The 13,627-nt window shown below is 68.8% G+C and carries 13 protein-coding genes; 8 read left to right on the top strand and 5 right to left on the bottom strand.

Going from position 1 to position 13,627, the window contains the following annotated elements:
- Nucleotides 1-34 precede the first annotated feature (34 nt).
- The gene (locus NVS89_RS11725) at nucleotides 35-988 is read right to left on the bottom strand and encodes a GntR family transcriptional regulator (RefSeq protein WP_258732934.1); all 954 of its coding nucleotides are present in this window, start codon (nucleotides 986-988) and stop codon (nucleotides 35-37) included.
- A gap of 136 nt (nucleotides 989-1,124) precedes the next feature.
- On the opposite strand from NVS89_RS11725, the gene NVS89_RS11720 reads away from it, so the two are divergent.
- From NVS89_RS11720 to NVS89_RS11685, 8 genes are all read left to right on the top strand, one after another.
- A complete protein-coding gene (locus NVS89_RS11720; RefSeq protein WP_258732933.1) occupies nucleotides 1,125-1,817 on the top strand; it encodes an HAD family hydrolase in 693 nt (230 codons plus the stop codon).
- Nucleotides 1,814-2,779 carry a sugar-binding transcriptional regulator gene (locus NVS89_RS11715; RefSeq protein WP_258732932.1) on the top strand — a complete coding sequence of 322 codons (966 nt, stop codon included), beginning with the start codon at nucleotides 1,814-1,816 and terminating at the stop codon, nucleotides 2,777-2,779. The genes NVS89_RS11720 and NVS89_RS11715 overlap by 4 nt, the downstream gene beginning before the upstream one ends.
- A gap of 270 nt (nucleotides 2,780-3,049) precedes the next feature.
- Nucleotides 3,050-4,363, top strand: coding sequence for an ABC transporter substrate-binding protein (locus NVS89_RS11710; protein WP_374114564.1), 1,314 nt, complete (start codon nucleotides 3,050-3,052; stop codon nucleotides 4,361-4,363).
- A 246-nt stretch (nucleotides 4,364-4,609) separates the two neighbouring features.
- The gene (locus tag NVS89_RS11705; protein ID WP_258732930.1) at nucleotides 4,610-5,482 is read left to right on the top strand and encodes a carbohydrate ABC transporter permease; all 873 of its coding nucleotides are present in this window, start codon (nucleotides 4,610-4,612) and stop codon (nucleotides 5,480-5,482) included.
- Nucleotide 5,483: 1 nt separating this feature from the next.
- A complete protein-coding gene (locus NVS89_RS11700; RefSeq protein ID WP_258732929.1) occupies nucleotides 5,484-6,314 on the top strand; it encodes a carbohydrate ABC transporter permease in 831 nt (276 codons plus the stop codon).
- 13 nt (nucleotides 6,315-6,327) lie between these two features.
- On the top strand, nucleotides 6,328-7,323 hold the full coding sequence (locus NVS89_RS11695; RefSeq protein ID WP_258732928.1) for an ABC transporter ATP-binding protein: 996 nt from the start codon (nucleotides 6,328-6,330) through the stop codon (nucleotides 7,321-7,323).
- Nucleotides 7,324-8,766, top strand: a complete 1,443-nt coding sequence (locus NVS89_RS11690) for a mannitol dehydrogenase family protein (RefSeq protein ID WP_258732927.1) — start codon at nucleotides 7,324-7,326, stop codon at nucleotides 8,764-8,766.
- A gap of 65 nt (nucleotides 8,767-8,831) precedes the next feature.
- A complete protein-coding gene (locus tag NVS89_RS11685) occupies nucleotides 8,832-9,800 on the top strand; it encodes a carbohydrate kinase family protein (RefSeq protein WP_258732926.1) in 969 nt (322 codons plus the stop codon).
- 61 nt (nucleotides 9,801-9,861) lie between these two features.
- On the opposite strand, the gene NVS89_RS11680 is transcribed toward NVS89_RS11685, so the two are convergent.
- The 4 genes from NVS89_RS11680 to NVS89_RS11665 are packed head-to-tail and all read right to left on the bottom strand — an operon-like array spanning nucleotide 9,862 to nucleotide 13,557.
- A complete protein-coding gene (locus tag NVS89_RS11680; protein ID WP_258732925.1) occupies nucleotides 9,862-10,785 on the bottom strand; it encodes an acetamidase/formamidase family protein in 924 nt (307 codons plus the stop codon).
- 42 nt (nucleotides 10,786-10,827) lie between these two features.
- Nucleotides 10,828-11,691 (bottom strand): ABC transporter permease, encoded by an 864-nt coding sequence (locus NVS89_RS11675; RefSeq protein WP_258732924.1) that lies wholly within the window; start codon nucleotides 11,689-11,691, stop codon nucleotides 10,828-10,830.
- Nucleotides 11,692-11,704: 13 nt separating this feature from the next.
- Nucleotides 11,705-12,532, bottom strand: coding sequence for an ABC transporter ATP-binding protein (locus NVS89_RS11670; protein WP_258732923.1), 828 nt, complete (start codon nucleotides 12,530-12,532; stop codon nucleotides 11,705-11,707).
- 2 nt (nucleotides 12,533-12,534) lie between these two features.
- Nucleotides 12,535-13,557, bottom strand: coding sequence for an ABC transporter substrate-binding protein (locus NVS89_RS11665; RefSeq protein ID WP_258732922.1), 1,023 nt, complete (start codon nucleotides 13,555-13,557; stop codon nucleotides 12,535-12,537).
- Between the last annotated feature and the right edge of the window lie 70 nt (nucleotides 13,558-13,627).

The raw sequence follows: 13,627 nt of genomic DNA, 5'->3' as shown, positions 1-13,627 counted from the left end.
CAAGGCGTCCGCTCGCGGAGAATGAGGCTTTTGTCTATCGGCGAACGAGGGGCGAGGCAATTGCGCGCCCGGCGTCCGGCGCGGCTGGCGGCCCCGCTTCTGCCGGAGACGGGGTGGCGGCGACCGCATTGTCGAGATGCGCGCGCATGAGCTCGGCCGCGCGGGCAGGCTCGCCCGCCTCCAGCGCGGCGATGATGGCGAGATGCTCCTGTACCCAGTCGCGCACGCGGCGGCGATTGGCGTAGCCCTGATATTCGAGCAGGCGGCGCAGCCGGTTCTGCTGCTGCACGCTCTGCATGCAATAGGGATTGCCGCCGAAGCCGACGAGCGTCTCGTGGAAGCCGGAATCGAGCTCGAACAGGGCGCGCTCGTTCATGCCCGCCTCGCTGGCGAGCGCGTATTCGTGATCGGCGCGCAGGCGCGCCAGCACCGCCGGGTCGGCGCGGAAGCCGGGCAGCCGCAGCGCCGCCGGCTCCACCATGCGCCGGAAATCGTAGCTGTTGTGAAGCGCGCACTCGGAATCTAGCGTCGGCAGGAAGTGCCAGCCCTGCCCCTTGTTGCGCATGACCAGCCCCTCGTCCCCCATGCGGGTGAGGGCGCGCAGCATGACGGTGCGGTTGACCTTGTAGCGGCGCGCCAGCTCGGTCTGGGTGAAGGAGTTGGCGAGATCGCCGGCGAGCCGGTCGCGCAGCAGCGCCGAATAGAAGGCCTCCTCGGGCGTCGAGGGAATCTCCAGCGCGTGCTGGCGGGTGATCCGGTCCCAGGAGACGGCGAGGAAGAAGCCCTGCCGCGGGCGTGCCACCACCACGCCGCGCTGTGCCAGCAGGGAGAGCGCGGCGCGGATCGGCGTGCGCGAGACCGAGAGCTGCGCCGCCAGCCATTCCTCGGTCATGTGGTGGCCGGCCGCGAGGCGGAGCGTGCCGACGAGCCCGAGGATGAGATTGGCGAGGGCGTGGCGGGCCTGGGTCTTGTCGCGGCGCTGCATCATGTTCGCGGGCGTGAGGAGACCGACAGCTTATCGGCCGGCCGCCGGCGTGCAAGCGAGGCGCGCCGGAGGGTCGCCGCGGGACCCGCCGCCGGCGCGTCACTGGACGACGGGCGGGATGGGGATTAGACCGCTAGCCATGCGCCCGGCCCTCATCATCTTCGACTGCGACGGCGTGCTGATCGACAGCGAGGTTCTCAGCGCCCGTGCGCTGATCGACGAGCTTGCCTGCCATGGCATCGCCGTGGACCTGGATTTCGTCGCGCGCCATTTCATCGGCCGGGCCTATCCGGTGGTGCAGGCCGAGGTACGCGCGCAGTTCGGGCTGGAGCTTCCCGCACGGTTCGAGCACGACTACCGCACGCGCCTGCTCGCCCGCTTCGAGACCGAGCTCGCGGCCATGGCCGGCGCGGTCGAGCTGGTCGAGGCGCTGCGTGTTTCCTATTGCGTCGCCACCTCCTCCAGCCCGGCGCGGCTCGCCGCCTCGCTGCGGATCGCCGGGCTCGAGCGGCTGTTCGCCGGCCGCGCCTTCACGGCCAGCGAGGTCGCCCACGGCAAGCCGGCGCCGGACCTGTTCCTGCATGCCGCAGCGCGGATGGGGTTCGACCCCGCCGACTGCGCGGTGGTGGAGGACAGCGTCGCCGGCCTGCGCGCGGGGCTCGCCGCGGGGATGCAGGTGTGGCATTTCACCGGCGGCAGCCACCTCGCCGGGGCGGCATGGGCGCTGCCCGAGGATGTGCGTCCCCATTCCAGCTATGCGAGCTTCGCCGAGCTGAAGGGGGCGATGCCCGATCTGTTCCACCCGCCCGCTGGGGTCGCTAGCCCGGTATGAACCTGCCCATCACCACCGATTCCTCGACCGACGACCAGGCCGCGCGCGCCGCCTGGCTCTACTATGTCGGCGGCCTGACCCAGGACCAGATCGCCAGCGAGATGGGGCTGTCGCGCCAGCGCGCGCAGCGGCTCGTCAGCCGCGCCGTGGCGGCCGGGCTGATCCATGTGCGGCTCAACCACCACCTCGCGACCTGCCAGGCGCTGGAATCGGCGCTGCGCGAGCGGTTCGGGCTGGTGCGCTGCCGGGTCATGCCGGGGCTGGGGCCGGACCGCGACCCGGTGCGCTCGATCGCGCCCGCCGCGGCGGAGGAGATGGAGCGCGTGCTGCGCGAGCCGCGCTCGCTGGTCATCGCGCTCGGCACCGGCCGGGCGCTGCGCGGCATGGTGGACGCGCTGGGGCCGGCCGAGGCGCCGCAGCACCGGCTGGTCTCGCTGCTCGGCAACATCGCGCCGGACGGCTCGGCCTCGTTCTTCGAGGTCATCATGCGGCTGGCGGAGAAGGTGCGCGCCCCCCACTACCCGATGCCGGTCCCGGTGATGGCCGACAGCGCGGAGGAGAACGCGGCACTGCAGGCGCTCGGCGTGCTGCGCAAGGTGCGCGACCTCGCGCGCAACGCGGACGTCACCTTCGTCGGCATCGGCCAGATGAGCGACGACGCGCCGCTGCTGACCGACGGCTTCCTGACGCCGGAGGAGCTGCGCGAGATCCAGCAGCTCGGCGCCGCCGGCGAGGTGGCGGGCTGGATCTTCGATGAGGAAGGGCGCTATCTCGACCTGTCGATCAACCGCCGGATGACCGGCGTGCGGGTGCCGGAGACGAGCGCCGACCGGCCGGTGATCGGCATCACCGCCGGCGCCTCCAAGGTCGTCGCCGCCACCGCCGCGCTCAGGTCCGGCATCATCAACGGGCTGGTCACGGACGAGCCGACGGCACGCGGAATTCTGGCGCGCAGCCAATAGGCTGGCGCCGAGGCGCACAGGTTCCGCAGGGGTTCCGCACGGTTCCGCACGGCTCTGCCCGCGCCGCCCCTCGCGCCCGCTGCAGCGATATTACCGGCACGGCGGATCCTTTTACCCCCTTCCCGCGTTCCTCTGGAACGCGCCCTCTGGGCGGGGCGCGCCTTCGCGCCTGCAGCATGGAAGAAGCTTGACGATCCGCGAAACGGTATGAATATTTGCCCACAAGGCGATGAATTGCTCAATTCGCCGTTAGGGAGGAGAGACATGACCGTGACGTTCCGCGCTCTTCTGGGCGTGCCGCTGGTGCTTGCGCTCGCTGGTACGGCCTCGGCTGAGACCACCATCACCGTCGCGACGGTGAACAATGGCGACATGATCCGCATGCAGCGTCTCATGCCGGACTTCTACGCCAAGCATCCCGACATCAAGGTCAACTGGGTGACGCTGGAGGAGAACGTGCTCCGCCAGCGCGTGACCACCGACATCGCCTCCAAGGGCGGCCAGTACGACGTGCTGACCATCGGCAACTACGAAGTGCCGATCTGGGCCAAGCAGAACTGGCTGATGCCGCTCGACAATCTCGGTGCCGACTACGACCAGGCCGACCTGCTGCCGCAGGTGGCCGAGGGCCTCACCGTCGACGGCAAGCTCTACGCCGTGCCGTTCTACGCCGAGAGCTCGATGCTGATGTACCGCACCGACCTGCTCGAGAAGGCCGGGCTGAAGATGCCCGAGAACCCGGACTGGGCGTTCATCACCGAAGCCGCCGCCAAGATGACCGACAAGAAGGACGGCGTGTACGGCATCTGCCTGCGCGGCAAGGCGGGCTGGGGCGAGAACATGGCGTTCATCACCTCGATGAACAATTCCATGGGCGGGCGCTGGTTCGACATGCAGTGGAAGCCGCAGTTCGACAGCCCCGAGTGGAAGAAGACGCTCGAGACCTATCTCGAACTGATGACCAAGTACGGCCCGCCCGGCGCCTCCTCGAACGGTTTCAACGAGAACCTCGCGCTGTTCCAGACCGGCAAGTGCGGCATGTGGATCGACGCCACCGTTGCCGCCTCCTTCATCTCCGACCCGAAGGAATCGAAGGTCGCCGACAAGGTCGGCTTCGCGCCGGCGCCGGTGCGCAAGGGCGGTGAGAACCACGGCAACTGGCTGTGGTCGTGGAACCTCGCGATCCCCGCGACGACCTCGAAGGCGGACGCGGCCAAGACCTTCGTCGCCTGGGCGACCTCGCCGGCCTATACCGAGCTGGTGGCGCAGAAGGACGGCATCGCCAACGTGCCGCCCGGCACCCGTACCTCGCTCTACAAGAACCCGGAATATCTGAAGGTCGCGCCCTTCGCGAAGATGACGCTCACCGCCATCCAGTCGGCGAACACGCAGCATCCTTCCGACCAGGACGTGCCCTATACGGGCGGGCAGTTCGTGGCGATCCCCGAATTCCAGGCGATCGGCACCGCGGTCGGCCAGCAGTTCTCCGCCGCGCTCGCCGGCCGGGCTTCGGCCGCCCAGGCGCTGGGCGCCGCCCAGGCGGTGACGACGCGCGAGATGCAGCGCGCCGGCTATCCCAAGTAGGACCGGCCATCGACACGGGCCCGGTTCCCTCGGGAACCGGCCCGGAACACCATCGAAGGGGCGGCTGAACCTCAGGTTCGCCCGCCCCGCGCCGGGGGGCACCGGACGCGGTCGGGGGCGAGCGGCCCGCGAACCGCGGTGAACTCGACCGATCGCGCTTCCGCTGCCCTGCCGCGCCCTGTCCGTTGCCTGCATGTCCGCGGCGAACGCCGCCCGCGGCCTGCTCCAGCCAAGGTAGCCATCCCCATGGCGACGCAAGCCTCCCGCGCAGCAGGCCGGCTCATGCTTTCCCCGGCGGTCGTCCTGCTGTTCCTGTGGATGATCGTGCCGCTCGGCATGACCGTCTATTTCTCGTTCCTGCGCTTCAACCTGCTGATGCCGGGAACGAACGACTTCACCGGGTTCGAGAACTACTACTACTTCTTCACCGACCCCTCCTTCTGGCCGGCGCTGGTCAACACGCTGATCCTCGTCTTCGGCGTGCTGGCGATCACCGTCATCGGCGGGGTCGGGCTCGCGGTGCTGCTCGACCAGCCCATGTGGGGCCAGGGTATCGTGCGGATCCTGGTGATCGCGCCGTTCTTCGTCATGCCGAGCGTGTCCGCGCTGGTGTGGAAGAACATGCTGATGAACCCGGTCAACGGGTTGTTCGCCGCCATCGCGCGCGGGCTCGGGCTCAGGCCGTTCGACTTCTTCGCCGACGCGCCGCTGGCCTCGATCATCGCCATCGTCGCCTGGCAGTGGCTGCCCTTCGCCACGCTGATCCTGTTCACGGCGATGCAGAGCCTCGACCGCGAGCAGATGGAGGCGGCGGAGATGGACGGGGCGGGGCCGGTCTGGCGCTTCGTGCACCTGACCATCCCGCACCTGATGCGCGCCATCACGGTGGTGGTGCTGATCCAGACCATCTTCCTGCTCTCGGTGTTCGCCGAGATCCTGGTGACCACCAATGGCGGCCCGGGCACCGCCTCCACCACGCTGACCTTCCTCGTCTACGTGCAGTCCATGCTGCAGTTCGACGTCGGGCTCGGCTCCGCCGGCGGCATCGTCGCCGTCATCCTCGCCAACATCGTCGCGATCTTCCTGATGCGGATGATCGGCAAGAACCTGGAGGCATGAGATGGCGCGCGAGGCAACAAAGGGCCGCAAGGCCGTGCTCACCGTGGTCGCCTGGGGCATCGGGCTGCTGATCTTCTTCCCGATCCTGTGGACCGTGATCACCTCGTTCAAGACCGAGGCCGAGGCGATCGCCTCGCCCCCGGCCTTCGTCGACTTTCACTGGACGCTGGAGAACTACACCACCGTCAACCAGCGCTCGGACTACCTGCTGCACTTCTGGAACTCGGTGGTGATCTCGATCGGCTCGACGCTGGCCGGTCTCGTCATCGCCGTGCCGGCCGCCTGGTCGATGGCCTTCGTGCCGGGCCGGCGGACCAAGGACCTCTTGATGTGGATGCTCTCCACCAAGATGCTGCCGGCGGTGGGCGTGCTGGTGCCGATTTATCTGCTGGCCCGCGACACCGGCCTGCTCGACAGCAGGATCGGCCTCGTCATCGTGCTGACCATGGTCAACCTGCCGATCATCGTCTGGATGCTCTACACCTACTTCAAGGAGATCCCCGGCGAGATCCTGGAGGCCGCGCGGATGGACGGGGCGACGCTGTCCTCGGAAATCCTCTATGTGCTGACGCCGATGGCGGTGCCGGGCATCGCCTCGACGCTGCTGCTCAACGTCATTCTCGCCTGGAACGAGAGCTTCTGGACGCTGAATCTCACCGCCGCCAACGCGGCCCCGCTCACGGCCTTCATCGCCAGCTATTCGAGCCCGGAAGGGCTCTTCTACGCCAAGCTGTCGGCCGCCAGCACCATGGCCATCGCACCGATCATGATTCTGGGCTGGTTCAGCCAGAAGCAGCTCGTGCGCGGCCTGACCTTCGGCGCCGTGAAATAGGGGGGAAAGAACCATGGGCGAAATCGTCCTGTCCCAGGTCAAGAAGTCGTTCGGCGGCGTGTCGATCATCAAGGGCATCGACCTCACCATTCCCGATGGCGAGTTCGTGGTCTTCGTCGGCCCGTCGGGATGCGGAAAGTCGACCCTGCTGCGCCTGATCGCCGGGCTCGAGGACACCACCTCGGGCACGATCTCGATCGGCGGGCACGACGCGACCCACCTGCCGCCCGCCCGCCGCGGGCTGGCGATGGTGTTCCAGAGCTACGCGCTCTACCCGCACATGACGGTGCGCAAGAACATCGCCTTCCCGCTGCGCATGGCCGGCGTGCCGGCCGAGGAGCAGACGCGCAAGGTGGAGGCGGCGGCGAAGGTGCTGAACCTCACCGCCTATCTGGACCGCCGGCCGAGCCAGCTTTCCGGCGGCCAGCGCCAGCGCGTCGCCATCGGCCGCGCCATCGTGCGCGAGCCGGACGCGTTCCTGTTCGACGAGCCGCTGTCCAATCTCGACGCGGCGCTGCGCGTGTCGATGCGGCAGGAGATCTCCGAACTGCACCAGTCGCTGCGCACGACCATGATCTACGTCACCCACGACCAGGTCGAGGCCATGACCATGGCCGACCGGATCGTGGTGCTCAATGCAGGCCAGATCGAGCAGGTCGGCAGCCCGCTGGAGCTCTACCGCACGCCGGCCAACCTGTTCGTCGCCGGCTTCATCGGCAGCCCGAAGATGAACTTCGTCGAGGGCACCGAGGCGAAGAAGCACGGCGCGCACACCATCGGCATCCGCCCCGAGCATATCGACATCGGCGCGGACGGGCCGTGGAAGGGCAAGGTCGGGCTCTGCGAGCATCTCGGCTCCGACACCTTCCTGAAGGTCGATGTCGAGGGCATCGGCCAGATCAACGTCCGCGCCGGCGGCGAGGTGAGGTTGCGCTTCGGCGACCCCGTCGGCCTCGCGCCGCAGCAGGACAAGCTCCATCGCTTCGACAGTGCCGGGAAGGCCATCTAGATGAGTACGACGCTGCCTGCCGTATCGCTCCCCGCCTATGACCGCGCGCAGCTCACGCCCGGCATCGTCCATATCGGCCTCGGCAATTTCCACCGCGCGCACCAGGCGGTCTATCTCGACGACCTGTTCGCGCTCGGCGAGGGCCATGACTGGGCCATCATCGGCGCCGGCGTGCGCCCGGCCGACGCGGCGATGCGCGACGCGCTGAAGGCGCAGGACTGCCTCTCCACCGTGATCGAGCTCGACCCGACCGGCAAGCGCGCGCGCCGGGTCGGCGCCATGATCGACTTCATCCCGGTGGAGACCGGCAACGGCGCGCTGATCGCCGCCATGTCGCAGCCGGAAATCCGCATCGTCAGCCTGACGGTGACCGAGGGCGGCTACTTCATGGACCATGCCGGCCGGCTCGACACCGGCGCGGCCGAGATCGCGGCCGACGCCGCCGATCCCGAGGCGCCGGGGACCGCCTTCGGCGCCATTCTCGCCTCGCTGAAGGCGCGCCGAGCCGCCGGCATCCCGCCCTTCACCGTGATGTCGTGCGACAACCTGCCGGGCAACGGCAACGTCACGCGGCAGGTGGTGGTCGGGCTGGCGCGGCTGTCCGATCCCGCCTTCGCCGACTGGGTCGACGCCCATGTGGCGTTCCCCAACGCCATGGTCGACCGCATCACCCCCGCCACCGGCGAGCGCGAGCGTGCCATGGCGCTGGCGTTCGGGCTCGACGACCCGGTGCCGGTCACCTGCGAGCCGTTCCGGCAATGGGTGCTGGAGGACGATTTCCCCGCCGGGCGGCCGGCGCTGGAGAAGGTCGGCGTCGTCTTCACCCAGCAGGTCCATGCCTATGAGACGATGAAGATCCGCATCCTCAATGGCGGGCACGCGCTGATCGCCTATCCGGCCGGGCTGATGGATGTCGACCTCGTGCACGAGGCGATGGCCGAGCCGCTGGTCGCCGCCTTCCTTGAGAAGGTCGAGCGCGAGGAGATCATCCCCATCGTGCCGCCGGTGCCGGACACCGACCTCGACGCCTATTACCAGGTGATCCGCGAGCGCTTCGCCAACCCGGAAGTGGCGGACACGGTGCGCCGGCTCTGCCTCGACGGCTCGAACCGGCAGCCCAAGTTCATCGTCCCCTCGATCCGCGACAACCGCGTGGCCGGGCGCCTGCCGCGCGGGCTGATCCTCGGCACCGCGCTGTGGTGCCGCTATTGCGCCGGCACCACCGATTCCGGCACCGTCATCGCGCCGAACGACCCGAACTGGGAGGCGCTGACCGCGCGCGCCCGGGAGGCGCGGCAGAACCCGGCGGCCTGGCTCGCCATGGGCGAGGTCTATGGCGACCTCGGCGCCGACGAGGAGGTGGTCGCGGCCTTCGCCGAGGCGCTGGATGCGCTGTGGACGAATGGTGCGCGCGCGGTGCTGACCGAGTATCTCGAGGGCTGACGCCCTCACAACGGTAGCGCCGGCCCAAGGGCCGGCGCCGCCCTCCCGCGGCAGGGACAGGAAACATGCCCGAGCCTTCTTCGCCGACCCCGTCCTCCCCGCCGGTCATCCTGTGCGCCGGCGAGGCGCTGATCGACATGGTGCCCCGGCAGATATCGGAGGGTCAGGCCTTCCTGCCGCTGCCCGGCGGATCGGTGTTCAACACCGCCATCGCCAGTGCGCGGCTCGGCACCCGGACCTTCTTCTGGTACGGGCTCTCGACCGATATGTTCGGCGACCAGCTTTGCGACGCTCTTGCAGCAGCGGGGGTCGACACGCGGCTGTGCGAGGCGGTCGACCGGCCGAGCACGCTCGCCTTCGTCACACTGTCCGAGGGGCAGGCGCGCTATCTCTTCCTCGACGAGAACACCGCCGGGCGCATGCTCACCCCGGCCGACCTGCCGGAGATGCCGGCGGAGGTGGGGGCGCTGTTCGTCGGGGGCATCAGCCTGGTCGGCGAGCCGGTCGGCTCCACCATGGAGGCGCTGGCGGCCAAGGTGGCGGCGGACGGGATGGGCCGCCTCATCATGCTCGACCCCAACATCCGGCCGGGCTTCATCCGCGACGAGGCGACCTATCGCGCGCGGATCGGCCGCCTGATCCGGCTCGCCCACGTGGTGAAGCTCTCGGACGAGGACCTGTTCTGGCTGACCGGCGCGGGCGATCTCGCCACGCAGGCGCGCAAGGTGCAGGCGCTGGGGCCGCGCCTGGTGCTGGTGACGCTGGGTGGGCGCGGCGCGCGCGCCTTCGGCGAGGGGCTCGACGTCGAGGTTCCGGCGCCCGCGGTCACCGTCGCCGACACGGTCGGGGCCGGTGACACGTTCAATGCCGGGTTCCTCTCGGCGCTGGCCGAGCAGGGCGCTCTGATCCCCGCCGGGCTGGCCGGAATGAGCGCCGACGCGCTGCGCGCGGCGCTCGACTTCGCGGTGCGCGCCGCGGCGGTCTCGGTCACGCGGGCGGGCGCCAACCCGCCCTGGCGGCACGAGCTCGGTTGAGCGGGGAGGGCCGGCACGGGCGATTTTCGCCCCGCCGGCCGCGCTTTGCCGGCGTTTCGGGTCAGCCGGCGAACTGGGCGAGCAGTTTCTTGTCGACCTTGCAGATGTAGGTGTATTTCGGGTTCACCACCTGGGTGCAGCGCGCCTCGGCGATCTGGCCGAGCAGCATGTAGGCCTCCGGCGCGGGGATGCCGTAATCGTCCTCCAGCCAGTAGATCATCTCCTGGAAGGCGATGCGCATCGCGTCCTCGAGCGGGCGGGCGCAGCCGAGCGTGCAGATATGCGTCGGCGTGTCGATGCGCGGATGGCCGAGGCGCTTCGGCGCCGGCTTCAGCGAGACCTTCACGGTGAGGGTGGCGGCGATCTCGATGGCGCCCATGCCGTTGGCCTCGCCGTCGCCCTGCAGCGCGTGGCAGTCGCCGAGGAACAGGTGCGCGCCTTCGTGATTGACGCGGAACATCACCGTGTTGCCGGGCGTGATCTCCTGCACGTCGAGATTGCCGCCATGCGGGCCATTGTCGACGGTGAGCACCGCGCCCGCCACCGGGGCGACGCCGGCGACGCCGATCATCGGGCGCACAGGCAGCTTCACCTTGTCGCTCCAGTGCACCACGCCGTCGCTCACCTCGACCACACGGGTGAGGTGGCCGAACTCCTTCTGGCGCACCCAGTCCGGGAACATGCCGACGCCGGGCCACAGCGCGGTGAAGCCGAGCGTGTCGAGCTCCATGCCGACGATCTCCAGCACCAGCATGTCGCCGGGCTTCGCGCCCTTCACCTCGATCGGCCCGGTCGCGCCGTTGACGAAGGGAAAGGTGACATCCGCCTCGGTGAGCTGCTGACCCACATGGCGGATCGTACCGTCATTGGCGTTGATCGCCGCTTCGACGACGAAGGTCTCGCCCGGCTCGACGCTGGCGACGAAGCCGTCATTCGCCGACAAGGCGTATTTGATGTTGCCGGCCTTGCTGACACGTTGGGTCATGGTCACTCCACGAGGCACTGAAAGGAAGAAGGCGGCGTCGCGTCAGGCGAGGCGGCGCCAGGGCATGAGAAGGCGCTCGACCTTGCCCACCACGAAGGTCAGCAGGAGCGCGAGCACGATGGTCGCCACCAGCGCGGCGAACACTTTCGGGATGATGTAGAGCGAGCCGGCCTTGAAGATCGCGTGGCCGAGCCCCTCGGAGGAGGACATGAACTCGCCGACGATGGCGCCGATCAGCGCGAAGCCGACGGTGAGCTTCAGCCCGGCGAAGATGTCGGTGAGCGAGGCGGGCACCACCAGCTTGCGGAAGATCTGGAACTTCGAGGCGCCGAGCGTGCGCATCAGGTTGATCTGATCCGGGTCGACCCCGACCGCGCCCTTGTAGGAGGTCACCAGCGCGACGATCACCACCGAGAGCGTCGACATGGCGATCTTCGACATCAGCCCGGTGCCGAACCAGATGATGATGATCGGCGCCAGCGCGATGATCGGGATCGAGCCGAGCGCGATGACGAAGGGTTCGATGACGCGCGAGACGAAGCGCGAATACCACAGCGACAGGCCGATCAGCGTGCCGATGACGTTGCCCACGGCGAAGCCGAGCAGCGTCTCCATGCCGGTCACGTAGCTGTCGCGCCACAGGCTGCCGTCCTGCGCCATGGCGATGAGGAAGCCGGCGATCGCGGTCGGCGAGCCGAACATGAAGGCGGCCTGCTTGTCGAAGACCGTCATGTACTCCCAGAACGCCAGGAAGGCGGCGAGCACGACGATCTGCGTCGCGACGACGAGCGCCGTCAGGCGCAGGCGCGAGGAGCGCCGGGCCGAGACCGCCGGCGCGGGCGGCGCCCCGGCGGCGTCGGGCAGCGGGCGGGCGGGGGGCGCGTCGTAACGGGCGGAACTGTCCATGGCCGTTCGCTCCCTATTGCCGGCCGACGTCGAGGTCGGCCCAGATGCGGCGGACATAGTCGGAGAAGCCCGCGCTCTCGCGCGCGGCGATCATGTCGGTGCGCTCGGTGCCGAGCTCGATCTCGTAGACCGCCTTCACCCGCGTCGGGCGCTTGGAGAGCACGATCACCCGGTCGGCGAGCGAGACCGCCTCCTCGATGTCGTGGGTGATGAGCAGCACCGAGCGGCGGCTCTCGCGCACCAGCTTGGCGGTGTCGCTCTCGATCAGCAGCTTGGTCTGGAAGTCGAGCGCGGCGAAGGGCTCGTCGAGCAGCAGCACGTCGGGCTCGTTGACCAGCGTGCGCGCGAGCGCCACGCGCTGGCGCATGCCGCCCGAGAGCGTGGAGGGATAATGCTCGGCGAAGCCGTGCAGGCCGAGCTGGTCGAGCATGACATGGCTGCGCTCCTCGGCATCGGACAGGCCGACGCCGCGGATCTCCAGCCCCAGCATCACGTTCTTCAGCGCCGTGCGCCAGGGCAGCAGCAGGTCCTTCTGCAGCATGTAGCCGACGCCGGCGGGCTGGCCGGCGATATCGCGCCCGTGCCAGCGTATGCGTCCGGTATCGGCGGTGATGAGCCCGCACAGCGTGTTGAGCAGGGTGGTCTTGCCGCAGCCCGAGGGGCCGACGATGGCGACGATCTCGCCCTCGTCCAGCGTCAGCGACAGGTCGCCGATGACGGGCACGATGCGCCCGTCCGCGTCGTAGCTCTTGGCGACGTGCTCGACCACGAGGGGCGGCGCGCCGGTGGGGGCGCCATTCGCGGCGCCCGCTCCGGCGGCGTGGTTGGGGGAACGCACCATGCTCACCCGAGCTGCTTGATCGCCTTCTCCGCGAAGGAGTTGTCGATGATCTGGTCGAAGCTGATCGTGCCCTTGATGTTCTTCAGGTAGAGCTGCATGTCCATCAGGTTCTGCCACTGGTCCTTCTTGGTGATGACGGACTGGGCCGGAATCAGGTACTTCAGCTCGGCGTCGATCGCCTTGTCGACGACGTCGCCCGGCAGGTCCGGGAATTCGGCGCGGGCCACCTTCTTGGAGAAGTCCGGGTCGGCATAGGTCTTGCGCGAGGCGGCCTCGAAGGAGGTGACCAGCGCCTGCACCATTTCCGGGTCGTTCTTGATCGTGCTCGGCAGCACCATGATGCCGGTGTTGCAGAACGGGCCGATATAGTTCGAGAAGTCGAACACGACCTTGGCGCCCTGCGATTCCGCCGCCGCGACGCTCGGCTGGTAGGCGACGGCCATGTCGGCCTGGCCCGCGAGCATGGCGGCGATCTCGGTGCCCGGGTTCACCGTCACGATGGTGACGTCCTCGCCCAGCTTGAGGCCGGCCTGCTCGACCATACGCTTGGTCACCGAATAGTTGGTGTTCGGCTCGGGCGAGGTCACGACCTTCTTGCCCTTGAGGTCCTTCGGGTCGGTGAAGGGCTCCATGGTCTTCGACACGCCGAAATAGTGGGCGCGCTGCACCACCGTGCCGACCACTTCGCCCGGCCCGCCATTCTCGCGCGAGATCACCGCCATGGTGGCGTCGCCGATGGCGAAGTCGGCCGAGCCGCCGAGCACGGCCGCGAAGGTCTGGGTGTCGCCGCCGGCGGCGGAGACCTTCATGTCGAGACCGTTCTTCTCGAAGATCCCGTCATGCATGCCGACATAGAGGTTGATGTAGCCCAGATTGTGCACCGCCTCGCTGAAATTGACCGTCTTCAGCGCCGCCGCGCGCGCGGACCGGCTGACATAGGGCGCGGCGATCAGGCCGCCGGCGGCCAGCGCCGAGGTTTTCAGAAAGCCGCGACGATCAAGGCCGCTGCGCATGAAGCTGGACATCGGGTCGTTCTCCACGTTCCTGGAAGGGCATATGCCTTGGGAAATTAGGAGAAAGCCTCGCCCCCTCGTC

The sequence above is a fragment of the Ancylobacter mangrovi genome, from assembly GCF_024752355.1.
Taxonomy (GTDB): domain Bacteria; phylum Pseudomonadota; class Alphaproteobacteria; order Rhizobiales; family Xanthobacteraceae; genus Ancylobacter; species Ancylobacter mangrovi.
This window is presented reverse-complemented; position numbering and strand designations above follow the sequence as displayed.

What these genes read in the sequence shown, in the direction of transcription:
- NVS89_RS11690 (WP_258732927.1), top strand. Translation starts at nt 7,324, where the DNA reads ATGAGTACGACGCTGCCTGCCGTATCGCTCCCCGCCTATGACCGCGCG.
- NVS89_RS11685 (WP_258732926.1), top strand. Translation starts at nt 8,832, where the DNA reads ATGCCCGAGCCTTCTTCGCCGACCCCGTCCTCCCCGCCGGTCATCCTG.
- NVS89_RS11725 (WP_258732934.1), bottom strand. Translation starts at nt 988, where the DNA reads ATGATGCAGCGCCGCGACAAGACCCAGGCCCGCCACGCCCTCGCCAAT.
- NVS89_RS11670 (WP_258732923.1), bottom strand. Translation starts at nt 12,532, where the DNA reads ATGGTGCGTTCCCCCAACCACGCCGCCGGAGCGGGCGCCGCGAATGGC.
- NVS89_RS11715 (WP_258732932.1), top strand. Translation starts at nt 1,814, where the DNA reads ATGAACCTGCCCATCACCACCGATTCCTCGACCGACGACCAGGCCGCG.
- NVS89_RS11680 (WP_258732925.1), bottom strand. Translation starts at nt 10,785, where the DNA reads ATGACCCAACGTGTCAGCAAGGCCGGCAACATCAAATACGCCTTGTCG.
- NVS89_RS11720 (WP_258732933.1), top strand. Translation starts at nt 1,125, where the DNA reads ATGCGCCCGGCCCTCATCATCTTCGACTGCGACGGCGTGCTGATCGAC.
- NVS89_RS11705 (WP_258732930.1), top strand. Translation starts at nt 4,610, where the DNA reads ATGGCGACGCAAGCCTCCCGCGCAGCAGGCCGGCTCATGCTTTCCCCG.
- NVS89_RS11695 (WP_258732928.1), top strand. Translation starts at nt 6,328, where the DNA reads ATGGGCGAAATCGTCCTGTCCCAGGTCAAGAAGTCGTTCGGCGGCGTG.
- NVS89_RS11700 (WP_258732929.1), top strand. Translation starts at nt 5,484, where the DNA reads ATGGCGCGCGAGGCAACAAAGGGCCGCAAGGCCGTGCTCACCGTGGTC.
- NVS89_RS11675 (WP_258732924.1), bottom strand. Translation starts at nt 11,691, where the DNA reads ATGGACAGTTCCGCCCGTTACGACGCGCCCCCCGCCCGCCCGCTGCCC.
- NVS89_RS11665 (WP_258732922.1), bottom strand. Translation starts at nt 13,557, where the DNA reads ATGTCCAGCTTCATGCGCAGCGGCCTTGATCGTCGCGGCTTTCTGAAA.